Annotated in this window: 25 protein-coding genes and 1 pseudogene; 2 read left to right on the top strand and 24 right to left on the bottom strand. The window is 41.4% G+C overall.

Going from position 1 to position 25,610, the window contains the following annotated elements; genetic code table 11:
* The 23 genes from QT327_RS21870 to QT327_RS21760 all read right to left on the bottom strand — a co-directional run bounded on the left by QT327_RS21870 (position 1) and on the right by QT327_RS21760 (position 21,952).
* Positions 1-666: a DedA family protein gene (locus tag QT327_RS21870; protein ID WP_013664890.1), complete on the bottom strand. Its 666-nt coding sequence runs from the start codon at positions 664-666 to the stop codon at positions 1-3.
* Positions 667-736: 70 nt separating this feature from the next.
* A complete protein-coding gene (locus tag QT327_RS21865; RefSeq protein WP_289554048.1) occupies positions 737-2,113 on the bottom strand; it encodes an NADH-quinone oxidoreductase subunit N in 1,377 nt (458 codons plus the stop codon).
* Between the two features lie 54 nt (positions 2,114-2,167).
* Positions 2,168-3,619 (bottom strand): complex I subunit 4 family protein, encoded by a 1,452-nt coding sequence (locus tag QT327_RS21860; RefSeq protein ID WP_289554047.1) that lies wholly within the window; start codon positions 3,617-3,619, stop codon positions 2,168-2,170.
* Positions 3,620-3,641: 22 nt separating this feature from the next.
* On the bottom strand, positions 3,642-5,555 hold the full coding sequence (nuoL, locus tag QT327_RS21855; RefSeq protein ID WP_289554046.1) for an NADH-quinone oxidoreductase subunit L: 1,914 nt from the start codon (positions 5,553-5,555) through the stop codon (positions 3,642-3,644).
* Positions 5,556-5,654: 99 nt separating this feature from the next.
* On the bottom strand, positions 5,655-5,984 hold the full coding sequence (gene nuoK / locus QT327_RS21850; RefSeq protein WP_013664886.1) for an NADH-quinone oxidoreductase subunit NuoK: 330 nt from the start codon (positions 5,982-5,984) through the stop codon (positions 5,655-5,657).
* Positions 5,984-6,481: an NADH-quinone oxidoreductase subunit J family protein gene (locus QT327_RS21845; protein WP_013664885.1), complete on the bottom strand. Its 498-nt coding sequence runs from the start codon at positions 6,479-6,481 to the stop codon at positions 5,984-5,986. Before QT327_RS21845 ends, nuoK begins: the two co-directional genes overlap by 1 nt.
* A 45-nt stretch (positions 6,482-6,526) precedes the next feature.
* Complete coding sequence (locus QT327_RS21840; protein ID WP_013664884.1) at positions 6,527-7,036, bottom strand: NuoI/complex I 23 kDa subunit family protein; 510 nt, start codon at positions 7,034-7,036, stop codon at positions 6,527-6,529.
* A 45-nt stretch (positions 7,037-7,081) separates the two neighbouring features.
* Complete coding sequence (gene nuoH / locus QT327_RS21835; RefSeq protein ID WP_130854477.1) at positions 7,082-8,119, bottom strand: NADH-quinone oxidoreductase subunit NuoH; 1,038 nt, start codon at positions 8,117-8,119, stop codon at positions 7,082-7,084.
* A gap of 54 nt (positions 8,120-8,173) precedes the next feature.
* Positions 8,174-9,184, bottom strand: coding sequence for an NADH-quinone oxidoreductase subunit G (locus tag QT327_RS21830; RefSeq protein ID WP_130854478.1), 1,011 nt, complete (start codon positions 9,182-9,184; stop codon positions 8,174-8,176).
* Positions 9,185-9,248: 64 nt separating this feature from the next.
* On the bottom strand, positions 9,249-10,601 hold the full coding sequence (gene nuoF, locus QT327_RS21825; RefSeq protein ID WP_130854479.1) for an NADH-quinone oxidoreductase subunit NuoF: 1,353 nt from the start codon (positions 10,599-10,601) through the stop codon (positions 9,249-9,251).
* A 147-nt stretch (positions 10,602-10,748) separates the two neighbouring features.
* The gene (locus QT327_RS21820; RefSeq protein WP_013664880.1) at positions 10,749-11,261 is read right to left on the bottom strand and encodes an NADH-quinone oxidoreductase subunit NuoE family protein; all 513 of its coding nucleotides are present in this window, start codon (positions 11,259-11,261) and stop codon (positions 10,749-10,751) included.
* Positions 11,254-12,489, bottom strand: coding sequence for an NADH-quinone oxidoreductase subunit D (locus QT327_RS21815; RefSeq protein WP_013664879.1), 1,236 nt, complete (start codon positions 12,487-12,489; stop codon positions 11,254-11,256). The genes QT327_RS21820 and QT327_RS21815 overlap by 8 nt, the downstream gene beginning before the upstream one ends.
* Before the next feature lie 6 nt (positions 12,490-12,495).
* Positions 12,496-12,999, bottom strand: a complete 504-nt coding sequence (locus QT327_RS21810; protein WP_289554045.1) for an NADH-quinone oxidoreductase subunit C — start codon at positions 12,997-12,999, stop codon at positions 12,496-12,498.
* Entirely contained in the window at positions 12,992-13,543 is a 552-nt protein-coding gene (locus QT327_RS21805; protein WP_013664877.1) for an NADH-quinone oxidoreductase subunit B, read from the bottom strand. The genes QT327_RS21810 and QT327_RS21805 overlap by 8 nt, the downstream gene beginning before the upstream one ends.
* Positions 13,544-13,695: 152 nt before the next feature.
* Positions 13,696-14,073, bottom strand: coding sequence for an NADH-quinone oxidoreductase subunit A (locus tag QT327_RS21800; protein WP_013664876.1), 378 nt, complete (start codon positions 14,071-14,073; stop codon positions 13,696-13,698).
* Between the two features lie 139 nt (positions 14,074-14,212).
* The gene (locus QT327_RS21795; RefSeq protein WP_165446895.1) at positions 14,213-15,958 is read right to left on the bottom strand and encodes a tetratricopeptide repeat protein; all 1,746 of its coding nucleotides are present in this window, start codon (positions 15,956-15,958) and stop codon (positions 14,213-14,215) included.
* A gap of 37 nt (positions 15,959-15,995) precedes the next feature.
* Positions 15,996-16,913, bottom strand: coding sequence for a PstS family phosphate ABC transporter substrate-binding protein (locus QT327_RS21790; RefSeq protein ID WP_289554044.1), 918 nt, complete (start codon positions 16,911-16,913; stop codon positions 15,996-15,998).
* A 303-nt stretch (positions 16,914-17,216) separates the two neighbouring features.
* A complete protein-coding gene (locus QT327_RS21785; RefSeq protein WP_013664872.1) occupies positions 17,217-18,044 on the bottom strand; it encodes an energy transducer TonB in 828 nt (275 codons plus the stop codon).
* A gap of 30 nt (positions 18,045-18,074) precedes the next feature.
* Complete coding sequence (locus QT327_RS21780) at positions 18,075-18,581, bottom strand: ExbD/TolR family protein (RefSeq protein WP_013664871.1); 507 nt, start codon at positions 18,579-18,581, stop codon at positions 18,075-18,077.
* A gap of 19 nt (positions 18,582-18,600) precedes the next feature.
* Positions 18,601-19,233 (bottom strand): ExbD/TolR family protein, encoded by a 633-nt coding sequence (locus QT327_RS21775; protein WP_013664870.1) that lies wholly within the window; start codon positions 19,231-19,233, stop codon positions 18,601-18,603.
* Positions 19,234-19,330: 97 nt separating this feature from the next.
* Positions 19,331-20,164 (bottom strand): MotA/TolQ/ExbB proton channel family protein, encoded by an 834-nt coding sequence (locus tag QT327_RS21770; RefSeq protein ID WP_013664869.1) that lies wholly within the window; start codon positions 20,162-20,164, stop codon positions 19,331-19,333.
* A gap of 540 nt (positions 20,165-20,704) precedes the next feature.
* Entirely contained in the window at positions 20,705-21,052 is a 348-nt protein-coding gene (locus tag QT327_RS21765) for a translation initiation factor (RefSeq protein WP_013664868.1), read from the bottom strand.
* Positions 21,053-21,076: 24 nt separating this feature from the next.
* Positions 21,077-21,952: a diacylglycerol/lipid kinase family protein gene (locus tag QT327_RS21760; protein WP_130854482.1), complete on the bottom strand. Its 876-nt coding sequence runs from the start codon at positions 21,950-21,952 to the stop codon at positions 21,077-21,079.
* 373 nt (positions 21,953-22,325) lie between these two features.
* On the opposite strand from QT327_RS21760, the pseudogene metK reads away from it, so the two are divergent.
* A pseudogene (metK, locus tag QT327_RS21755) lies at positions 22,326-23,578 on the top strand (methionine adenosyltransferase).
* A 176-nt stretch (positions 23,579-23,754) separates the two neighbouring features.
* The gene (locus QT327_RS21750; RefSeq protein WP_041388039.1) at positions 23,755-24,489 is read left to right on the top strand and encodes a lysophospholipid acyltransferase family protein; all 735 of its coding nucleotides are present in this window, start codon (positions 23,755-23,757) and stop codon (positions 24,487-24,489) included.
* Positions 24,490-24,508: 19 nt separating this feature from the next.
* Here QT327_RS21750 and QT327_RS21745 read toward each other — a convergent pair whose 3' ends face one another.
* Positions 24,509-25,588 (bottom strand): glycosyltransferase family 2 protein, encoded by a 1,080-nt coding sequence (locus tag QT327_RS21745; protein WP_013664864.1) that lies wholly within the window; start codon positions 25,586-25,588, stop codon positions 24,509-24,511.
* Positions 25,589-25,610: the final 22 nt, after the last annotated feature.

The following is a 25,610-nucleotide window of genomic DNA, read 5'->3' as shown; positions in this document are numbered from 1 at the left end:
CTAATACTCTTTTTCTTCTTTTTTATCCTGGTTGACAGGATGCTTTTTAAAACTCTGTTTTATGATTGCGACAATAATAGGCGATGCTGTCAAGGCAACAAAGCCAATTACAATATATTCAATATAATCTATAATCTGCGGAAACTGTCTACCTAAATAAAACCCTGCTAAGGTTAATGTTAACACCCACAAAAAACTTCCTATTATATTATATAGAACGAATTTTTTAAAATCCAAACGCACGATACCCGCAAATATGGGAGCAAAGGTACGTATTATTGGCATAAATCTGCCCAAAATTAAAGCAGCTCCTCCATATTTGTTATAGAATTCCTCAGCCATTACGATATATTTCCGTTTAAAAAGCCACGAATCCTTACGCTTAAAAAGCATAGGTCCGGTACGCCATCCAAACCAATAGCCTACAAAATTCCCTAATATGCCAGCAAATATCATTCCTGAACACAAGGTAAAAATCGAAACATCCAATAAACCTGAAGCAACAAATAGGCCTGCCAGAAAAAGCAGGTAATCCCCTGGTAGAAAAAAGCCAAAAAAAAGCCCTGTTTCAGCAAAAACTACGAATACTATTAGGTAGAAGCCTCCCGACCGGATTAGGGTCTCAGCATCAAAGTATTGAAAAATAGATAAGCAGAATTCTTGCATATATAGCTACAAAGCTACCATTATAAATTCAAACATACGAAAAATTTACTAGCTCCGTACCTAATAGACATTATATTAAACTGCTTAAGCACTCTGGGTAAATGCCAATAAGCAAGGTTAATAGCGCAGCTATAAATAATACTACCTTATAGTTGTTGTCTGTTGTTATAAGAACGGCATTTCCCTCCTTGAAATACATATTAATAATAACATGGAAATAATAGAAAATACCAATCGCTGCATTGATGGCTGCCAAGATGACAAGCGCAACATGTAAATTAGACAGCGCCTCGGAAAACATCAGAAATTTGCCAATGAACCCAGCCGTTAATGGGATACCTGCTAAAGATAGCATGGCTATTGTAAGTATTAATGCAAGAAAAGGATTTGTTTTTCCCAAGCCGTTAAACGATTCGAAATATTCACCACCCTCGCTCCGTTTAACCAATATCAATACGGCGAAAGCGGTAACGGAGGCAATTGAATAAGCCGTCGCATATACCAACATGGCACCGTTGGCCTGATTATTCATGTTTAATATAGCGAACAACATATAACCGGCATGCGAAATACTCGAATAAGCAAGCATACGTTTAAAGCTTTGTTGCACGAGGGCACTGATATTCCCTATGAAAAGGGTTAGAACGATAATGATGAGTAGAATAGGAGCCCAAAAACTTTGCAACGGCTCAAAGCAGACGGAGAACAGGCGTAAAAAGCCACCGAATGCGGCCGTTTTCACCACAGTGCTCATAAAAGTGGTAATTAAAATCGGTGATCCATCATAAACATCCGGTGTCCAGAAATGAAAAGGCGCAGCCCCCACCTTAAAGGCCAAACCAACGATCAAAAATAATATACCGGCATAAAACAAAGGGGAAATAGTAGAACCGTTACTTACGTAATCCCTTATTTTAGCTAAGTCGAAGGAAGCGCTGGCCCCGTAAACCAAGGCAATACCAAATAACAGGAAGCCGGTCGAAAACGCACCCATCAAAAAGTATTTGAGTGAAGCTTCGTTTGATGCCAGATCCTTTTTTCTTATACCGGCTAAAATATAGAGCGCTACAGACATAATTTCTATTCCAATAAACAACATGGAAAGATTGTGAAAAGCAACAACCAGTAAAGAGCCCGTAAGAGAAAAAATCAGAAGTGCATAATACTCTGCTATATTCGAGCTAATACTATCAAAATAACCTTTGGACAGCACAAATATCAACATCGTAATACCAATAAGGAGCATAGAAAATGCCAATGCAAATTTGTCGAATAGGACCATTCCACTGTAAAGCGGTGTAGCATCTACAGACCACAGTTTCCATTGAAAAAATAAAGCCGCCAACATCCCGAATAAGGAAACCGGTAACAAGGCCTTAGGCGCTTTAAATATTCCCAGATATAAAACGAGTATTGCTAATAATGACAATGTAATAATTGCGCTCATTTGTATTCTATTAATTTCTTTTCAGATATAGTTCTTTAATCTACTCCCTATTCTTTAGTGCATCGTCTTCACCTGTTCTATCAAATTTGTCACGGCGGCTTCAGAGAGGTGAAGCAATGGCCTTGGATACAATCCGATAGCGATTATCAAAACAACGAGAACCCCTAATAAAAGCAGGTCCGTTCCGCTAATGTCTTTAAAGTGGGTCATTCTTTCATTCGTCTCACCGAGCATTACACCCTGGTACATACGCAGCATATAAACCGCTCCCAAAATAATAGTAAGTCCGGCAAATATCGCCCACCAAAGACCCGCTTGATAAAGTCCTATAAGCAATAAAAATTCACCAATAAATCCATTGGTTAAAGGTAGACCGATAGCCCCCAAAACAATAACAAGGAAAACAAGCGCGAGTGTTGGAGCGTTTTTTGCAAGCCCCCCCATGTCCTGTATCTCCCGCGTTTTCAATTGGCGAGCAATAATCTCTATTACAAAGAATAATCCAACAACGCTAATCCCGTGATTGATCATCTGTATCATGGCGCCTTGCAAGCTCTGAATGTTCCAAACAAAAACGCCTGCCGCAATCAGTCCGACGTGTGCGATGGAAGAATAGGCAATTAAACGTTTTACGTCTCTTTGCTTAAAGGCAATGATAGATGCATACACAATGCCGATCACTGCCAAACTGAGCACGAGGGCTCCGTACTGACTGAAACCGAGCGGCGCTATCGGTAACAACCATCTAATTAATCCGTAAACGCCCATTTTTAACATAATGCCTGACAATAACATCGTTCCTGCCGTGGGTGCTTCTACATAAGTGTCCGGTTGCCATGTATGAAAAGGAAACAAAGGCATTTTGATGGCAAAAGCGATGAAAAATGCCCAGAAAATATAGCGTTGTGTCTTTTCATCCAGCTTTAGCTCATAAAAGGAGCTTAATTCATAATTTGCTGTGGGGACCTGGGTATAGAGATAGATAATAGCAATGAGCATTAACAGACTCCCAGCAAAGGTATAAATGAAAAATTTCAGCGTAACACGCGCTCTATTCTCCCCTCCCCATAAACCACATATGAAGTAAATCGGAATCAACGCAATTTCCCAACCAACGTAAAAAAGAAAGGCATCTAATGCGGTAAAAACCAGCAAAAGGCCTGTTTGCATAAACAAAACAAGCGCGTAGAACGCCCCCCTTTGTTGTTGTTTAAACGTACTAAGAATAATTAAGGGTATGAGCCCGTTGGTAAGTAATACCAAAGGCATGCTGATGCCATCGATCCCTACATGAAAGTGTATGCCCAGTGCCGGGATCCAGGGAATATTCTGTTCAAATTGCATACTGGCATCCGGCACGAAAGCGCCAAGTAAAGTACCGGTTATCCCGAGCGCTATAAGTGAACAGATGAGTGCTATTGGCTTAGCTAAGTTAGTGTTTTTTATGAAAGCTAACAGAACTGCTCCTATTATGGGTACAAGAAGAAGTAAAACTAAGTTATCCATGAATTTTCTTTACCTTATCAGATTAAATTATAAATAAACCGTAAGCCAATACGGCGATAATGCCGATCACCATATAAAAAATATAATAGCCCACATTACCTTGCTGTAGTAACCTCAATAAGGTTCCTGCTTGCGATGCGCCATTTCCGATGTAATTTACGAAACCGTCGATGAGCTTTCTGTCAACTGCATAAAAAAGACTAGACAATCCATTCAATGGTTTGGTAACAACACGATCATAAAACTCGTCAATATAAAACTTGTGATATGAAAGTCGTTCCAATACACTGCGATCCTCGTGATCGGCTGCAGGCAGAGCGGCTTTCTTTATGTACTTGGTGTAAGCATAGCCAGCCATTACGAGCGCCGCAAGGGCAGACAGCCCCATTAAGATATATTCTGTTGTATGTGACAGATGACCGCTTGTATTTTTTGACGTAGAGGCTGCAAAAACGGGCTGCAAAAAATTAGAAAGTCCTGTATGTCCACCCAAGGCTTCCGGTATGTTTAAAAAGCCTCCACCGAAAGAGAGTACGGCTAAAATAATGAGTGGTAAGGTCATGACTACCGGAGACTCGTGGAGATGTCTTTCCTGATCATAGGTACCTCGGAATTTACCATAGAAGGTAAGAAATAGCATTCTAAACATATAGAAGGCGGTGAACAAGGCTCCTACAAATCCTCCAACCCATAAAATTTTATTATGAGCGAAAGCATGTGCCAATATCTCGTCTTTGGAGAAAAAGCCTGCTAGCGGCGGGATACCCGCTATAGCAATTGTACCAATCAACATGGTTACAAAAGTTATCGGCAGTTTTTTCTTTAAACCGCCCATTGATCGCATATCCTGCTCATTGCTCATGGCATGGATTACCGATCCCGCTCCCAAGAACAACAAAGCTTTAAAGAAAGCATGGGTAATAACGTGAAAAAACGCTCCGGTGAAAGCTCCTACACCGAGTCCCAAAAACATATAGCCTAATTGTGAAACGGTTGAATAAGCTAGTACCTTTTTTATGTCGTTTTGGGTAACTGCGATAAATGCCGCCAATAAAGCTGTTAGCAAACCAACAATTGCTATGATTTCCATGGTTGCCGGTGATAAAGTAAAGAGAATGTTCGATCTTGCAATCAGGTAAATTCCTGCTGTTACCATGGTTGCGGCATGTATTAGCGCAGAAACCGGTGTTGGGCCAGCCATCGCATCCGGCAACCAGGTAAATAAAGGTATTTGAGCAGACTTACCCGTTGCCGCTATGAAGAGTAGGAGTGAAATTAAAAACAAGGAGGAATCGCCTACCGGGAATCCGGCTGCTTTTGGTAAGATATCGTTAAATTCAAGCGAACCGAAGGTATAAAACAAGAGGAATATGGCAAGCAAAAAACCCAGATCTCCGATTCGATTCATAACGAAGGCTTTCTTAGCCGCACTTGCATAGTCAACGCGCTGGTACCAAAATCCGATTAATAAATACGAACATAAACCTACGCCCTCCCATCCAATAAACATAACGACGTAATTGGATCCCAAAACCAACAGCAGCATAAAAAAGATAAAAAGATTCAGATAGGCAAAAAATTTACCAAAACCTGCATCATGCTTCATATATCCTGTTGAATACAAATGAATCAAGAAGCCGATACCCGTAATGATGAGTAACATAATAGCACTTAGGGGGTCCACCAAAAAGGACAATGATATATGTAAGTTGCCTGCGCTTATCCAGTGGAAGATCGTTTGGGAGAAGGCGGCGTCTTCGCCTCCCTGCCGAGCGGTATAAACCGCACCAAAAACATTACAACTTAATAAAAAGGAGGCCAAAATAGTTCCGCAGCCAATAAGCGAGATAATTGGCTTCGACAGGCTATTTCTGCCTAATCCGTTTAATACGAACCCTATTAAAGGTAAAAGAACGATCCAAATTAATCCAGTCATACGATGTTTATGTTAGCTATACGTCTTGCGAGTAGCTTATTTTGTTCAAAATAGATTTAAATTTTAGATTGATTACAGCCCGGCTGTAAGCTTCAAATCTTACCACTTCAACTTATTGAGCGAATTGATATCAATCGATCGGGTATTTCGATATACCATCACAATGATGGCCAGTCCAACCGCAACTTCCGCCGCTGCAAGGGCCATGACAAAAAACACAAAGACCTGCCCCGAGGCATCGCCGTGGTATGCCGAAAAAGCTGCCAGTAAAAGGTTTACCGCATTGAGCATCAGTTCTATGGACATCATAATGATAATCACATTTCTGCGAGTAAGTACACCGATTACGCCAATCGAAAACACTATACTACTCAATAATATGTAATGATTCAGCGGTATTCCTTGTAAATCTTTAACGATTGTCTCCATTATATACTTTTTTGTTCTTTCTTTGCCAGTAACACTGCGCCTACCATCGCTGTAAGCAATAGCAATGACGAAATTTCAAAGGGTAATAAAAATTCATTAAATAACACTTTACCGAGATTGCCGACAAGACCAATATCCGGGCTTTTAAGGATTAAAGGGTCGGAAACTTCAATCGCTCGTATAGAACCCGCAACGGTCACGAGCAAGCACATACCTGCAACAGCTCCCATTACCTTCACTAAAACCGATTTCATAGGCTCCGTATCCTTGTTCAGGTTTAAAAGCATCAATACAAACAGAAAGAGAACCATGATAGCTCCCATATAGACTATAAAGTTTACCACGGCCAAAAACTGGGCGTTCAACAAAATATAATGCACAGTGAAAGTGAAAAAAGTGATTACCAAATACAGTACGCTATGTACCGGATTTTTGGTAATGATCACCATCAATGAGAAGAATATTGAAAGAAAGGCTACAAAATAAAATAAGCTCACAATCTAAAGTTTATATGTTTTATCGTATTCGTTTTAGTTAAGCATCTACCTCAGGGAATGGATATCAAATCGTTCTTCGACAAGCTTGTCTTTTCCATAAATAAAATCCTTCCGCAAGTAATCCGCCGGTACGTGCGGACCATCCAGATAAATCGCCTCTTTTGGACAAGCCTCCTCGCACAAGCCACAAAAAATGCATCGGAGCATATTAATTTCGTATACCGCAGCATATTTCTCCTCACGATACAAGTGTTCCTCTCCTTTTTTTCGTTCAGCGGATATCATGGTAATTGCTTCAGCCGGACAAGAAAGTGCACATAGACCGCAGGCCGTACACCTTTCTCTTCCTTCTTCATCCCGCTTCAGCGAATGCATTCCACGATAATTTTTCGAGTAAGGGCGTTCTACTTCGGGATAAGAGACGGTGGCTTTTTTTCTAAAGAAATGCCTTATGGTAACACGCATCCCTTTTAGAATAGCCGGAAGATACATCCGCTCCCAGAAATTCATCGGTTTCTGCTCTAAAACTTTTTTTCTATTACTTAAGGGTTCCATTTTTTTTATTATTAAGCAAGGGCTTCGTTAAATACCTGGCATTCCTTACCAATAGGTATCCTTTATTAAGGTTATTACACCTGTTAATACAATGTTTGCGATTGCTAAAGGAATGAGAATTTTCCATCCTAGATTCATCAACTGATCATAACGGAAACGAGGTAAAGTCCACCGAATCCACATAAAAAAGAAGATGAAGGCAAATATTTTCAGAAAGAATACCAGTACGCCAATGATGGTGATCCAGTTCTGCGAGAGCCCTAAATCGTGCATAAAAGGAAAGTTATATCCGCCAAAGTAAAGGGCGGACATCACGGCCGATGAAACAAACATATTGATATATTCCGAGAACATATAAAGTCCCAGTTTCATCGATGAATATTCGGTGTGATACCCGCCAACTAATTCCGTTTCACATTCCGGGAGGTCAAATGGTACACGGTTACATTCGGCGAAAGCACAGGTAACAAAAATGATAAAGCCTAGGGGTTGAACCCATATATTCCAGTTCACAAAACCGCTTTGCTGTGCTACGATCTCCTTTAAGGATAATGTTTGCGTGACCATTAAGAGCGCGATAATGGAAAGCCCCATCGCCACTTCATAACTGATGCTTTGTGAAGCCGCTCTAATCGCTCCCATTAAAGAAAATTTATTATTGGAAGCCCATCCACCAAGCATAATACCATAAACTCCCAACGCAATCACACCGAAGATGTAAAGAATCCCAACGTTTACATCGGCTACTTGTAAATCTATTACTCGCTCTCCGATTTGCAGGGACTGGCCCCATGGTATCACAGCGCTACTGATACAAGCCGTTATAATAGCGATAGTTGGTCCCGCTATAAAGAGTCCTTTGTGTGCACCGGCCGGAATTATCTCTTCCTTAAAAAAGAATTTCCCTCCATCCGCTAAAGGTTGCAAAATACCAAAGGGACCCGCACGATCCGGCCCCTTGCGGTCTTGCATAAAGCCGGCCACTTTTCTTTCGGCCAAGGTTGAATACATGGCAATAACGAGTGTTAATACAAACACGACTACGATCAGTATCAATTTCTCTATTATAAATGCAGCTTCCATCAACGTTTAATTTATCTGTTTATTAACCGTGTTATTATTGTTTATATAGCTTTATTAAAGCCGGACTGACCGTTCGAACTGATGTTTGTTAGCTTCTTGAAGCTTCGGATTCTCCTTAACTACCGGTAAGGGTTTCAGGGTCTCATAATGATTCGCCGAGATAACGGATGTATGGACTACCTTTCGAGGACCTTCTATAACCCAATCGGTAGTATGTTTTTTATCGAAACGGCATGTATTGCAAATAAAATCCTCAACTTCGCCGTATTCATCCTTTCGGGCTGTAACGCGTAGCACTTCTTCCCCTTTATACCACAGGGTAACTTTACCGGAACAGTCCGGGCAATCCCGATGTGCATCTACCGGTTTGGTAAACCAGACCCTGTTTTTAAACCGGAAAGTTTTATCGGTCAAAGCCCCTACCGGGCAGACATCAATCACATTGCCTGAAAAATTGTTATCGATCGCCTTTTCGATATACGTTGATATTTCAGCGGCATCTCCCCTTCCCAAAATGCCATGTACTCTTTTGTCCGTTATTTGATCTGCAACAAAAACGCAACGATAACATAAAATACATCGCGTCATATGTAATTGGATCTTATCTCCAATATCTATTCGTTCAAAAGTTCTTCGCTCAAATTCATAACGGGTAGCTGCAGCACCGTGTTCAAAACCTAGATCCTGCAAGTGGCATTCGCCGGCCTGATCGCAGATAGGGCAATCCAATGGATGATTAATCAACAACATTTCAACGACCCCTTTCCGTGCTTCCAAAACTTCATTGGAAGTAATGTTTTGAACCTCCATACCGTCCATCACCGTAGTGCGACAAGAAGCTACCAATTTAGGCATTGGTCTCGGATCCTTCTCTGAGCCTTTACTTACTTTTACCAGACAGGTTCTACATTTCCCGCCGCTTCCTTGTAATTTGGAATAATAACACATAGCGGGTGGTACAATTTCTCCCCCAATCTGCCGTGCGGCATTTAATATGGTTGTTCCAGGTGCTACTTCAACGGTAATACCATCAATGCTTACTTTTATTTTTTCGTTATCAGCCATATATTTAGTTATTAGCTGTTAGTTATTAGTTGTTAACCAGCCATTAGCCCCTCACTTTTTACCTTCACCCTTCCACCGTCAGGGGATCTGCATAATGTGCCAAGCCGAAATTTCTATGTTGTGCCTCTTCTCCATGAATGACGTGCCACTCAAATTCGTCTCTAAAATGACGAATAGCACTTGCAACGGGCCAAGCAGCTGCATCACCAAGCGGGCAAATTGTATTCCCTTCTATTTTTTTCGAGACATCTACCAATAGGTCAATATCACTCATTTTGCCATGGCCATATTCGAGCCGGTGCAATACTTTCTCCATCCAACCTGTTCCCTCTCTACAAGGTGAGCACTGACCGCAGCTCTCGTGATGATAAAAGCGGGCAAAATTCCAGGTATTACGCACAATGCATTGATCTTCATCGAAGACGATAAAACCTCCCGATCCGAGCATTGTTCCGGTTGCGAAACCACCATCAGCCAACGATTCGTAAGTCATGAGCCGATTCTCTCCCTTTGCTGTTTTTAATATTAAATTAGCGGGAAGAATCGGGACAGAAGAACCGCCTGCTACAACTGCTTTTAAACGCTTTCCGTTGGTGATGCCTCCACAGTATTCATCAGAATAGATAAATTCTTCTACCGGTAGACCGAGTTCGATTTCATACACCCCCGGTTTATTAATATTGCCGGAGGCTGATATCAATTTAGTTCCGGTGCTTCGCTCGATACCTATTTTGGCGTATTCCTCTCCACCCATATTTAATATCGGGACTGTGGCGGCGATTGACTCGACATTATTGACAACCGTAGGACAGTTATACAAACCAGCCACTGCAGGGAATGGAGGTTTTATACGAGGGTTTCCTCGTTTTCCCTCAAGTGATTCCAAGAGCGCTGTTTCCTCACCACATATATAAGCTCCGCCACCCGGTTGCACATACAGTTCTAAATTATATCCGGTACCTAAAATGTTGCTACCTAAGAATCCTGCGGCTTTAGCCTCTTCAATAGCTCTTTCGAGAATACGGATTTGGGGCATCATCTCCCCTCTCACATAGATGTAAGAAGTGTTTGCTCCCAATGCATAGCTAGCAACGATCATTCCTTCAATTAGCGCATGGGGAATATGAGTCATTAAGTACCTATCTTTAAACGTGCCGGGCTCGGATTCGTCGGCATTGCATACCAAATAACGGGGCACTCCTTCCGGTTTGGCCAAGAAACTCCATTTCATTCCTGTGGGAAAGCCCGCTCCACCGCGCCCTCTCAGTCCCGACTTTTTCACTTCTTCCACCACTTCTTCCGGACTGAGGGTTTTCAAAGCCTTTTCAACCGCCCGATACCCACCCTTTTGGCGATAAACCTCAAATGTATTTATTCCAGGTACCTGAATATGCTCTAATAGTAATTTCCGCGCCATTGCATTTAGTCTTTAGCTATTCGTATGGTCATTCGTTGTTAGTTATTCGTTGTTGGTATAATCGGTGATTAGCGCTTAGTTTCATACAAAACAGCTCAGTCATTCAACGCTTTTGTTCTATCCTCAAACACCTTTACCTCATTTTACTTACTTGTGCTTTAATTCTTCAATTAACTGATCAACACTTTCTTCCGTTAGGTTTTCGTAATAAGTATAAGTTGGTCCAATTTGTAGAACAGGTCCCATACCGCATGCTGCAACACACTCGATACCTCTCCAACTAAATAAGCCGTCAGGTGTTACTTCATTTTCCTTTACTCCTAATCGGTTTTCGATATGTTTCATAATCCGTTCGGCACCCACCAAACAGCAAGGTCCTGTACGACAAACCTCCAACACATATTTACCTTGAGGTTGTAAGAAAAACATAGTATAAAAAGTTGCCACTTCGTATACCTCTATAGGTTCTATCCGCAAATAGGCTGCAACTTTATCCATTGCGTCTACACTTAACCACCCGAACTCGGCTTGCACTAAATGTAGTATAGGTAGCAAAGCCGACTTTTGCCTACCTTCCGGGTATCTTTTTACGATCTCGTCAAACTTTGCAAGGAGGTCGTCCTTTATTTCCACAGGGCTGTTGTTTTTTACACTAAGCATCTAATTCTCCTGCTATAACGTTTAAACTACTCATATTAATAATAGCGTCCGAAAGCAACATACCACTGCTCATAGGCGCGTACATCTGATAATTAATGAAAGACGGCCGCCTAAAGTGCAGTCGGTAAGGGGATCGCCCTCCATCGCTAATCAGGTAAAAACCCAGTTCGCCATTTGCTCCTTCAACCGCATGATATACCTCAGTTTTTGGTGTATCAATTTCTCCCATCACAATTTTGAAGTGATAGATGAGCGCTTCCATATTATTATAGACCTGCTCTTTCGGAGGTAGATAGAATTCAGGTACATCGGCATGAAAGATACCTTTGGGTTCCTTTTCAATCTTATCCAATGCCTGTTCAATGATCCGTATACTTTGTCGCATTTCCTCATTCCGTACCATATAGCGGTCGTATACATCCCCATTTTCACCTACGGGGATGTCAAAATCGAACTCGTCGTAGGATGAGTATGGCTCGTTGGCACGCACGTCATAATCAATGCCTGTTGCCCTCAAGAGGGGGCCACTCCAGCTATAACTTAAGGCTGTTTCAGGATCCACAGCCGCTACACCTGACGTACGGTCAATAAATATTCTATTTCGGTTAAACAGTTCCTCGAATTCCGTTAAAACCGGTGGATATCTTTTTACAAATTGCCTGATTTTGGAAAAGGCTATTTCATTAAAATCGCGCTCGAAACCTCCAATTCGTCCAATATTAGTTGTCAATCGGGCACCACAAATCTCCTCAAATATTTCGTAGATAAATTCGCGCTCCTGCATCACATACAGAAAGCCGGAGAACGCGCCGGTATCCACTCCTAATATCCCATTGCAAATAATGTGGTCGGCTATACGGGCAAGTTCCATGATGATAACCCGCATATACTGTACGCGCTTTGGAATCTCTATGCCCAACAACTTCTCTACCGTCATATGCCATCCCATATTGTTAATGGGAGAAGAGCAATAATTAAGACGATCGGTAAGCGGAGTAATTTGATAGTAGGGTCGATGTTCGGCTATTTTTTCGAAAGCCCGATGAATATAACCGATGGTAGAGACACCACTTACAATACGCTCTCCATCCACTTGCAACACGTTTTGAAAGACGCCGTGTGTTGCCGGGTGTGTAGGTCCAAGGTTCAAGGTAACCAAGTCGTCCTGTGGATCATTATCCTCAAACACGAGGTGGTTAGTGGTTATTTTCGGTCGCAGCTCGCTCATAATGAATTATCTACCAAAGAAAAAGTCTTTTTTATCTACTCTATTTGGGTCTTCCAACGGATATTCCTTCCGCATGGGAAAGACCTCCATTTCATCTACATTCAAGATTCTCCGTAAATCGGGATGTCCTTGAAATATCACGCCGAAGAAATCGTATGTTTCACGCTCCATCCAGTTCGCGCCGTTCCACAAAGATGTAGCAGAGGGTATTTCCGGCTTAGTACCATCCAAAAATACCTTAATTCGAATCCTGACATTGTGCACTAAGCTATGTACATGATATATAACAGCGATACTAAGCGCTTGCTCCGGGTAGTGAACCGCGGTAATATCTGTCAGGTAAATAAACTGTAAATCTTTATTGGTTTTCAAGAAGGCAAGTACCTCTAAAATTTTCTCTTTTGAGGTTGTTATGCTTAGTAAACCGAAAGGTTCTTCCACCCCGTTCACGTCACTTTCAAATGCCTGCTTTAAGTATCCTATAAGCGTTTCTTTATTTAGTTTAGTCATTTTTATGTATTCCGTAACTTTCCAAAAGCGCTTTATATTCTTCCGTCTCTCTTCGGCGAACCGATTCGTTCCTGACAATATCCTGTAGGCGCATAACGCCGTCCAAAATGGCTTCCGGCCTTGGCGGGCATCCAGGGACATACACATCCACAGGAATCACTTCATCAATACCTTGCAAAACGGAATAGGTATCAAATATTCCACCACTGGAAGCGCAGGCGCCAACGGCAATTACCCAGCGAGGTTCAGCCATTTGAATATAGACCTGTTTCAGTACCGGCCCCATTTTCTTTGCTATGGTTCCCATTACTAACAACATATCGGATTGGCGCGGAGAAAAGCTCGGCCGTTCTGCACCAAAACGGGCAAGGTCATAGGTAGCACCCATGGTAGCCATAAATTCTATTCCACAGCAAGAGGTGGCAAACGGTAAAGGCCATAAAGAGTTTGCGCGGGCAAGCCCAACAGCTTTATCGAGCGTAGTGGCGAAAAAACCTGACCCGGTGACTCCCGGAGGAGGGGGGGCTAATTTTATATCACTCATAATTCCTAGGTATTAAAATGCCAACTGGTCATGGCATTATCCATCACAAAATGCCACTGCTTTTAAAAGCAGGTATGCTCAAATTTAATAATTTAATAGGTTAAGGGTGAAAATTGCAGGTATTTAGAATCGTTCTAATATATGCGCAACTTTTAGTCCCATTCCAAGGCTCTCTTCTTTATTACATAGATGAAACCCAGCAATAGGAGCCCCATAAATATAAACATCTCGATGAGTCCTTCCATCCCCAGCGATCTAAAATTGACGGCCCAGGGGTACATGAAAATAACTTCGACATCAAAAATTACGAAGAGTATAGCCACCATGAAGTATTTAATCGAAACGGGTTGACGGGCATTTCCGATTACTTTTATGCCCGATTCAAAGGAACTTAGTTTGTTTTCGGTGCGAAGTTTTGGTCCGATGAGATGCGTACCAATAATGGTAGTAACGCCAAAGCCTACGGCAACAAACATTTGAAGCAAAATCGGCAAGTAATCAATGGGAGTACTGTTTGTAGCGGCTTCCATAGTTTATGTTTAGTTAGTGTCTGTTAATAATGCAAACATAAATTTTACTTCTTACATTATCAACTTATCACCCAAGATTTTGCCATAAAAAAAGCGCCCGCTCGGATGAGTGGCGCTTTTAAACAATAATTTAATAAGATTATTTTTGTTGAGCTGATGTACCGTTATTAGCAGCAGGCTTTAATTGCTCTAATGTTTGCGTAGCGTAAGCATTTCCAGGTTCAGCTTCTAAAGCTTTTTCCAAATTCTCACGAGCTTCTTGGTATTGCTCTTTGTTTACTAAATCTGCAGCAATTACATTATAAGCTTCAGCAATATACCGTCCCGACTTCTTCTGTGTTTCGGCATCCTTTGCTTGAATCACGCCTAGATACTCTTTATAAGCAGGTACAGCAAGCCCTTGAGGATTTTGTGGGTCTTCTTTTAGAGATAGGGCTTTTGCCTTATATAAGTATGCTTCAGGCATATCTTTAGCTACTTCATTTACTTTCGTAAAGGCGTTTACCGCATCATCTAAAATGCCCATACTTGGCTTCGGATCGTCATTCATATGCATAGCATAGTTGAAATACTGCGAAAATCCCCAGTAAAACAAATCGTAATTGTATGTTTTTGACTTTGGTGCTTGTGCTGCTGCTTTAAACAAAGCACCGGCTAAATCAAAACGTTTTGCATCAAAAGTCTTTTTCGCTTCTGCACTCACATCCTCTGCCAATTTCCAAGTGGTGTCCATTTGAACGCCCTTGGTTAAATTAGCGATACCTTGGGCCAATAGTGTAGTATCGGTCGCTTTGGTTGTATCGCTTGCAATTCTAATTTCAGATAAGCCTAAGAAATAGTAATCCTGAGGAATGATACGGTTTTGCTCTACTTTGGAAAGGAAATCAGTCAATGCTTTTTGGCTGGAAGGATAATTACCATTTTCGTAAGAAGCGTAACCTAAGTAACGTAAGATACGCGGGTTTACTTTATCCAACTTAGCCATTTCATTAGCTTGTTCTTCTAAGTTCTTGTAATCCCTTGCCTTGATCATGAAGTCGGCATAGCGCATACGTGAATCCAAGGAGTAATCCGTTAAATCCATATATTGCTTATAAGCCTTCAACGCCTCTTGGATACGACTGTTATAGTCTTCTGATTTTGTCGCAAATTGTGCGTAAGCATTATAGGTCTCTGCCAATTCTCTGTAAGCAGGCGCATAATCCGGATGTTCTTGAATAATGGTATTTAAATCCTGAACAGCTTCAGGAAACGCACGTGCTTGTTTAGAGATAACGGTCATTTGTACACGGGCACGTGTAAAGGTATTATCCAAATCGTATGCATCACGGTAGTTGGTATACGCATTACTTGCATCGCCCATGCCGAAGTAAGCATCTCCCAAAGAAGATGGGATTAAGGCATCCTTCTGATTCGCTTCTTTTGCTTTTTCCAAGTAAGGCAAGGCCTTTTTATAATCCGGTTTTTCTAAGTTAGGATTCATATAGGCACGACCTACATACAGATTCTCTAGGTAGTCCTTCTTTTTTGCTTTCTCCGTAGCTTCGGTAAATAGCTTTTCAGCTTCCGCTGTATTACCTTGTACAAGCGCTACCGCTCCTAAGCCTACTTTATTCAGGTTATCTTTTGGATCAGCTTCAAGTCCTTGTTGGAAAAAAGTTTTTGCCGAATCCGGATAATCGGTTACCAAATAGACGTCGCCCAAATAAAAATAGTTTTCGGCATCTTTCGGCTTGTTCTGCACTAAATTCTTTAGAATCGATTTAGCCTTTGCGTATTGCTCCGCGTCGATTGCTACTTGTGCATCTTTCAGACTTTGTGCATAAGAAGCCCCCGAAGCTATGAAAGCAATCGCAAGACCTACACTTGCTGCTCTTCTTATCATTTTCATTGTTCTTTTAATTTATTTAAAGTCTAATATACTAATTTCTTATTATTATTTCCCGTGGAGGGATACTATCAGGCAATAGGCCGGATTTCAAAATAAGTCTTTGACCTCGCTCGCCATGCAGGAAGGATGAAAAGCCGAGGCCGATCGATTCTTTTCCTTGCACATTGATACAGTACAAAGGCCTGGTGAAAGGATACAAATTTAAAGCCAAATTTGATTGGGTTGGTTTATAATATCCGTCATCACCGGGTTTTCCTTGCTGATTCTTAACACCGAGCACTTTTATATGCTCCATATAAGGGACCAGCTCCCTCTCTGGTTGCATAATCCAATTAATCCCCAAAACACCTACGCTTTGTGGATTTTCCTTCACATACTTCAGTATTTCACGGCTACCTTTCAGTGCATAAACGCCCTGATCAGGTAATTTATCGACGCCCGCCAATTTCCTGAAATAAGCAACCGTACTCGAATTGGCATTATCGAATACCAACGCCTTTATCTTTGTTACCTCCTGCCCCTTCATGATCCGGATAATGTCATCTGCCAAGATGGTCGAGTCCGGGTTGCGTTTATTCGTTATAATAGCAATGGCATCCGTAGCAAAACGTACAGTTCGGGGATATATTGTCTTCGATTTAAAAAATTCCGATTCTTTTTCTGTCAATTCGCGTGTAGTAATAGCTAGTTGAGCCGAATCTCGCAACAATGCACGTATCAGCTCATTTTCAGATTTAGCAATCATGGTAAGCTCTGCATTGGTGTAGCTACTCTCAAAAATGGCGATCTGATCTTCGATAATAGGTGCTACGGTTTCGTCAACCAATACATTCGCTCTTCCTGTAAGAATTCCCTGCGTGTCCTTTGTCGGCGCATTGTTACAGGCAACAAAGAAAAGTGCTGCAATGGACATTGATACAACACACAGAATAACGCGGATATTTTTCATGGTTAGGCATTGATTAGGTTAATGCTAGAAGACCTGTTCCAATACGACTTTACGTTAGCTACCCCTCCCAATTCGTTGACTTTGCCATAATCTTGCAAATCTTAAAAAAGAGTAAACGATAAGCAATAAACCGAACAAAACACGGTAGGTTCTATCCAAGCTCAGTGGGAAATCCTTCCAGAAAATGATAACCAAACCAAGCACGAAATAGAATCCGAACATGCAAAGTCCTAAAATGGACAGAAATCGCTTTGCGGGCGATTTCTGTCTATCACTACTTTTATTGGTACGTTCAAGCATGAATTACATTCCTTGAAGGTTCAATTTAATAGGTAAGGAGTAAGATACCCGTACCGGGCGTCCGTTCTGAATACCAGGTTTCCATTTAGGTGAAGATTTCAACAATCTCACCGCTTCTTCGCCAGTACCATATTTCAAGTCACGCAATACTTTGATATCGGTCAAAGATCCATCTCGTTCAACCACGAAAGACACATGGATAGAACCACTTACGCCTTGTTCCTTTGCCATCTGTGGGTATCTATAGTTTGCACCAACCCATTTATAGAAAGCAGGTAAACCTCCTGGAAATGATGGCTGTACTTCCACCGCATTGAAGTCCATAATACCGGAACCTTCTTCCGTTACCTGAGCATCTTTTGGTCCTTCACCTACCGGCATATCGATACGTATATCAGCCGTAGGGTCCCCAGCGATTGTTTTAGGTCCCGGATCAGCCTTTTTCAGCTGTTCAACGGTTGGCGGTTCCTCGTCACGCACCTGCTCTGCCGGTACCACCTTAGGAGGAGGCATCCGTACTTGATCCACACGTGGAGGCGGAGGTTCAACCGGTGGCGGTGGAGGCGGTGCTTCCTCGTTCACCGGAGGTGGTTCTGATAGAACCACTTCTGTTTCAATTACTTCTTCTGGTGCTTCATCCTGTTCACCCCGAATCGCCTTGATGATCATAGGCGATGTTACCAAGCCTACGAACAATATTATACCTATGAGTAATGCTCGTGAAGTATATTTAGGCGAAATGGTGCGCAAGTCATAAGCGCCATACGCTTTATTGCGTCCTGCGAAGACTACATCAAGCCATTGCGGTTTAAATATATCTAATTTAGACATTCTTATTTCATTTTTTGGGATAACCCTTTGTTAATAAATTCCCTCACGTTTAAGCAATTCAACCTCCGGAGTACTAATATCGCCAATCATGTATTGTTGTGCATTAACGATTTTCATCTCATCCAGTATATCTACTAAGTTACGGTAGTTCGAATTGTCGCTTGGTCTGATAATAACAATGAGTGGTTTACCCGTTGCGGCTTGCACATCTTTCATCTTCTTGAGCAGGACGGGTCTGATTCCGTTCTTACCATAATCTACTACTGTCGGGCCATCCAGTGGTTTTTCCAATTGTCCCATATAGTATTCGATTTTGTCCTTTGCACCCAATAAGATGGTCATTGATCTATTATCAGCCACTTCCAGATTATCATCTTTGTTTTCCTTGTCCTTATCCGGCATAGCCACGTCCATTGCGTGCGGCTTAGCCAAACTGGTCGTTAACATGAAGAAGGTAATCAGAAGGAACGCCAAGTCAACCATGGGTGTTAAATCCACCCGGGGGGTCTGTTTACCACCGGTATTTAATTCTGCCATTTCTTAATATTTTTAATGATTATTTACCGTAATCCTCCGTTCTAAGGTTAGTAACTAAACTAAACTTATTGATCTTCTGTCCCTGGAGAATATCTATCACCTTCTTAATAGCAGGGTATTGTTCTTTAGCGTCTCCTTTGATAGCCACGCGCATTTCCGCATTATTAGTTTCTTTTGTAGCGTAACGGGCAGCTATAATCCATTCATGTAACTCAGAAGGGCTATTCCCTACAGAATCCGTGGGGATACCTGGCTGAAGGCCAGCTCTGTTTCGCTCTGCGTTATCCATTGCAATAATCTGCTTTAGATTTTTGAAAGGAACGCCGAAACCTTCCATCAAAGAAAATCTTTCTTTTTCCTTTTGCGAGAAACCGACGCTATATTTTTCCGACATTCTTTCCAGCATACGCATTCTTATGTTCGGACCGGCAACACCGAAAAACACCTTACCATCTCCTCCTACGGTAATTGTACCCAAATTTGCATCCGGAACCTTAATCTGTACCGTGGATGCAGGGGTATCTACCGGCAAAGGCTCTGGCTGGCGAGCAGTTGCGGTAAGAATAAAGAACGTAAGCAGCAGGAATGACACGTCACACATCGCCGTCATATCAATGGTTGTGCTCGCTCTTTTTACTTTAATCTTTGGCATCTCTTTACGTTTATAAGTAAATAAAAACTAGTTTCTAATATAGTGATGCAAATTCCACAGCCTTTCCATAAAAACTATGGAATTTTTTCACCTTTTTTTATTTATGCTTAGACGCGTAAGTTTGAACGATCGAGAAGCCAGCCTCGTCAATAGAATAGGTCAATTTATCTATTTTAGAAGTAAATACATTGTACATGATTACAGCGATGGTAGAAGTAAAGATACCGGTTGCTGTATTGATAAGCGCCTCAGAGATACCGTTTGCCAGCTGCGCTTGGTCAGGAGCACCACCGGTAGCCAAAGCCGCAAACGCCTTGATCATACCCGTTACTGTTCCTAATAGACCGGTTAATGTACCGATAGATACTAAGGTGGCGATAACGGTTAGGTTTTTCTCTAACATTGGCATTTCCAATGCAGTTGCTTCTTCAATCTCTTTTTGAATTGCCAATACAGAATGTTCAGTATCCAAAGTTGTATCTACAGAAGCTTCTTTGTATTTGTAAAGACCGGATTTGATTACATTAGCTACAGATCCTTGTTGTTTATCACATTCGGCGATGGCTGCATCAATGTTTCCTGCAGAAAGGAATCCTTGCACTTTAGAAACAAAAGTGTCTACATTTCCTTTTCCAGCAGCTCTGCTGATTACGAAGAAACGCTCAAACGAGAAAACAATTACCATTAATAATAAACCTAATAGTACCGGTACGATGTAACCCGCTTTGTAAACCATTGCAAAATAGTCTCCTGGCATCGGTTCGCCATTCTCCGGATCTCCTCCTTGGAAGTGTGAAGGATCCCCCATCACGAATTTCCATACCAATGCGCCTATGACAAGGCAGATAATAATTGCCAGACTTGCAAATACGTTAGAACCTTTTGAGCTGCTCTCTTTTTTAGCCGGGGTTGGTTTTGGTGCGTTTGCCATTTTCTTGATTTTTTAGTTTTTAGTTTTTATGGATTAATTTTTAATTGTACAAAACATTTTGCCGTTTTTTCCAGTCGTCAAAAAGGCAAAAGCAAATTTATAATTTTAGATTTAAAAACAAATTTATGCAATATTAACTTTTAAATATCTCTCCTTCTAACGTGCAACAGCGGCATCAACGCCAAAAAAGAGCTCTATTGTGTCACTGCCCTCATTTTCGAAGACAATATTTTACAATAAAAACTATTTTTTTTGTAATTGCAAATAAATGACATAAAAAAAACGTCGATTCCGGCATCTATTCGTTAATATTGTGCATTTGAATGTGTCATTATCACACCATCCCAAATCCTGTTAATTTATTCTCTTCCAACTGCCTAAACTAAGTGTAAAAAGAACACTATGCCCCCTCTTTTTTCTCGCCTTAACTCAAATGTAAAATTTAAATAGCGTTTAAGTGTTTTCAGATGCAATTGTAAACGTTGGCAGTAAGGTAATATTGTGCTTTTAGGCAAATTTATTTCCAAAAGCTTATTTGGTCTAGCCTCCTATCAATTTAACTTTATACCCTTCGGTGGTTAGGATCTCGACGATCTTTTTCCTAAAATCGCCTTGAATCATAATTTGTCCTTCTTTGGTGGCGCCCCCAACTCCACATCGCTGTTTTAATTGTTTCCCTAAAGCGGATAAATCTTCTTCCTTTCCCACAAAACCCGTAATAAGCGTTACCGCTTTTCCCGCCCGTTGTTTTTTATCCAGTTGAACACGCAATTGTTGCTTCGCCGCAGGCAAGGTGTCTGTTTCAAAAGATTCCTCTTCCCGATAGCTATAATTCTGATCAGTGGAATAGACAATACCGTCAAACTGTTGTTTTTTCTGCTTAGCCATTATAAAGGTATTTAAAGCCTTTTACTAACATACAACATTTAATGAAGAGGGCAAAACTTCTATTGACAATTTTTTGTCGAGCGTAAACGGTTCCCCATCTAAATGCACCGGCCCCCTTTGTGGGCGTTCAATGGTGATCTGTTTTCCTTTAATAATTTCCACGTAATCCGATTGATGGGCAGTTCGGCTAAACAAATGGTAGATCATTACGGGAAACTGAATTAATGGAAACTGCTTAATGATACAAACGTCAAGTAGGCCGTCGTCAACAGACGCACCGGGAGCAATGTAAGCATTATTTCCATATTGCGGGGAATTAGCTATACTGATCATAAATGCTTCCCGTTGTATTTCATTGCCATCTATACAAATCGTATATTCCTGGGGCTTATATCGACTGATTTCCTTAAGCACGATTTTTAAATAGCCTACGGGGCCACGGGTCATATTTTCCGCAAAGCGATCGCTGATAAGGGCATCAAAACCCATCCCTGCAACATTAAAAAAAGCTTTTCCGTTAACCAGACCGCTATCGATCGTAATGATATGGCCTTTATTGATTTTTGCGATGGCTTGCGATACATCAGAAGAAATTCCCAAATAACGCGCTAGACCATTTCCGGAGCCTTCGGGCACAATTGCTAAAGGCGTAGGGGTATTCAATAGTTCCTTCGCGATCTCGTTGATCGTACCATCTCCTCCCACTGCTACCACTAAATCTACTTGCTCCTGTATCGCTATTTTCGTTAACTCTGACGCATGTTGAGCCCTTTCCGTAATCTTAAAACTCGCTTCGAACAGATCGTCGTTGAGGTATTTTCTCGCTAGCCTTTCAAAGCCCTTCTTGCTCTTCCCTCCGGATATTGGATTGATTAGAAATTGGATTCGTTTTTTTGTCATTTAACAGTCGCGCCTATTCATTTACAAATGTACTAAACCCACTTGAATTTAATACCTACAGCAACGAAAGTATTATGGCACTCCTTTTTTAAGCCAGGGTTACGAATGCATCACACCTGTACGTATAATTGAGGTGTAAATACTCATCAATTATTACCCCGAAAAATACTTCTCTGCTCGTTCCTTTTATATTAGCAAAATGAATTGTACTTTTGCACGGTAAAATGTGGAATGATTTGCGTGCCAATCAAATGGCGGGATTGCAACCACAGTAAAAAAGTGCTAATGATTGCCTTTCAAATTGACACTTCATACTTATCAAGCATTTTACAAAATAGATAATATTAGGTAAAAATCTTTGAAACAATAATTTATGCCATACTTATTCACTTCAGAATCCGTTTCCGAAGGACATCCTGATAAAATAGCTGATCAAATTTCAGATGCACTTATTGATAATTTCCTTGCCTGGGATCCCGATGCGCGCGTAGCTATTGAAACATTAGTAACTACCGGACAAGTCGTCCTAGCGGGAGAAGTTAAATCGAACACCTATTTAGATGTTCAAAAGATCACCGATCGGTTATTGAAAAAATTGGTTATACCAAATCAGCCTATATGTTCGAGGCCAATTCATGCGGAATTTTGTCTGCCATCCACGAGCAATCGGCTGATATCAACCAGGGAGTCGACCGTAAAGAAAGGCAAGATCAGGGAGCAGGCGATCAAGGCATTATGTTCGGCTACGCCAACAAAGAAACGGAGAACCTGATGCCATTGGCCTTGGATCTTTCGCACAAACTTCTTCTGGCGTTAGCCGCCCTTCGAAGGGAAAATAAAGACATCACCTATTTACGTCCGGACGCGAAAGCACAAGTGACCATTGCTTATAACGATGACCATACCCCATTGCGTATTGATACCATTGTCATCTCTACCCAACATGACGATTTTGATGAAGAGGGCGCCATGCTCGACAAGATTAAACATGATATCATCCATATTTTAATTCCTAGAGTGAAAGCGCAGCTCAAACCTGAGCTTCAGCAATTATTTGATGAACACATTACGTACCACATTAATCCCACGGGTAAATTTGTAATCGGCGGCCCGCATGGAGACACAGGATTAACCGGCAGGAAAATTATCGTAGACACTTATGGGGGTAAAGGTGGACACGGTGGTGGCGCATTTTCAGGTAAAGACCCCTCAAAAGTGGATCGTTCAGCAGCTTATGCTGCCCGACATATTGCGAAGAATCTGGTAGCTGCGGGCATTGCAGACGAGATACTCGTTCAGCTTTCATATGCTATCGGCGTAAAGCACCCAATGGGTATTTATGTAAATACCTATGGCAAAAGCAATGTGGCTTTAACCGATGGACAGATTGCAGAAAAAATAGCTGAGCTTTTTGATTTAACGCCTTATGGAATTGAAACCAGACTAAAATTGCGAAATCCTATTTATTCTGAGACCGCTGCTTACGGCCATATGGGACGCGAATCCGTTATTGTTAATAAAACCTTCGAAAACTCGATGGGTGAAGTAAAGACCGTGGAGGTAGAACTTTTTACTTGGGAAAAACTGGACTATATTGAACCGGTAAGGAAGGCTTTTGGCTTCTAAAGGATTTGAAATGTTGTTTGAGCCCGGCATACGCCGGGCTTTTTTTATTCAATAGCTTTATAAAAATATTTATTTTTGCTGGCATTGCAAAAGACCTGGTTGAAAATGCAAGGGTAGAACCTTTAATACATGAAATATCATGTCTTATAGGTTACACAAAAACAGATTATTTACATATGAACAAATTTTTTGGATATATCCTGACACCATTCCATTACCTTTACTTCGGCCTTATTCTTGTGATCTTCCACCCTATTCAGTGGATCTGTCTCAAACTAGGCGGGTATGAAGCGCACAAAAGGTCTGTCGATATCCTTAATTGGTTTCTTACAAGCAGCTATTATCTTTTAGGAAATAGCGTACATTTTATCAATAATCAACAACTACCTGTTGCTCAACCCATCATTTTCATTGCAAATCATCAAAGCATGTATGATATCCCGCCGTTGATTTACTTCCTAAGAAAGCATCATGCCAAATTCGTGTCTAAAATTGAGCTGGCAAGCGGTATTCCAAGTATATCGTTCAATCTTAAATATGGTGGTGCAGCCAATATTGATCGAAGTGACCCAAAGCAGTCGATCGCGGAAATATTGAAGTTGGCGAAGAACATGAAAGATAAAAACTGGTCAACGGTTATTTTTCCGGAAGGGACACGATCCAAAACAGGCGTTATGAAACCCTTTGCGGTTGGCGGCATCGCCACCATTCTAAAAAAAGTACCTCATGCAATCATTGTACCCGTAGTCATTAACAACTCTTGGAAAATGGTTCAATATGGTTCTTTTCCGCTTCGTGCTTTCACAGCGATGAGCTGGGAAGTGCTTGCTCCTATCTCTTCGGAAGGACGCACAGCAGAAGACGTAGTAAAAGCGGCAGAAGAAGCGATTCGGGAGAAAGTGGTTCCCTAGTATAAAATACTCATCACCATTATCTCACCTTTCTTCCCTTCCAATAATACTTACCGGTATTACCGGCGATCCCAATGTAAACGATGTAAAAAAGATGCATAACGCTGAGTAAAGGCAAATTGATCAGCAGGGCACTTCGGGAAGCAAATTTTGTAATCGGCATTAAAAATAAAAGCTCTATCCCAATTTTAGCCAACAGAATGATGCCGAACCCTAAAAGCATGGGAGGAAAAAAAACGCCCAGTAAGGCATTCAGTAAAACCGCCAGATTGAATATCCAAATTGCTATTCCTAATAGCACGATGTTTTTATTCTTGTATTTAGTGCTTTTAGAGGCCCAGCGCTTCCGTTGCCGGATAAATTCTTTCAGGTTTTCTTTAGCTTCTGTATAGACAATAGCCTCCTCCGACTTACAAAACCCGATACCGAGGGGATACTTCTGCGCCACTTTATGCAGAAAAAGCTCATCATCTCCACTTGCTAAATCGTCAATTCCGTTAAATCCACCTAATTCATAAAATACGTCTCGCCGATAGGCGAGATTGGCACCATTGCATGTTGATGGCCTACGCAGGCCAATAGAAGCAGCACCCAAACCTATAAGGTATAAAAATTCTAAGGTCTGTAATTTCTCGAAGTAACTCTTCTCTTGGTGATAAACAACGGGAGAAGAAATTAACTTATAGTTCTTCTCTTCATACAGGCTCACAATGGTGCGTAACCAATTTGGGCCCATAACACAATCGGCATCCGTTGCGACCATTAACTCACCCTTTGCACTAGCAATTCCCTCACTGATGGCTTTCTTTTTATACGAATTTAGTTTTTCATGCTCATTCAACTCAATCAATTTAACCCCCCGATCACTGTACGATGCAATAATTTCAGCTGTTCTATCCGTCGAATGATCATTTATAATAATCAATTCCATTAACTCACTCGGATAATGTTGCTTCAAGATGCACTCTATTGTTTTTGCAATATTACCTTCTTCATTGCGAGCTGCGATGAGCACGCTGACCGATGTTTTAAAAGTGTGCGTGTTCTTAGCTACATGATCCGGCAGCTGCTTCCACCCTCTTCGGAGCGTAAACACCATATATCCGTAATATAAACACAGT

The organism is Olivibacter sp. 47 (genome assembly GCF_030372825.1).
Lineage (GTDB): Bacteria > Bacteroidota > Bacteroidia > Sphingobacteriales > Sphingobacteriaceae > Olivibacter > Olivibacter oleidegradans.
This window is presented reverse-complemented; position numbering and strand designations above follow the sequence as displayed.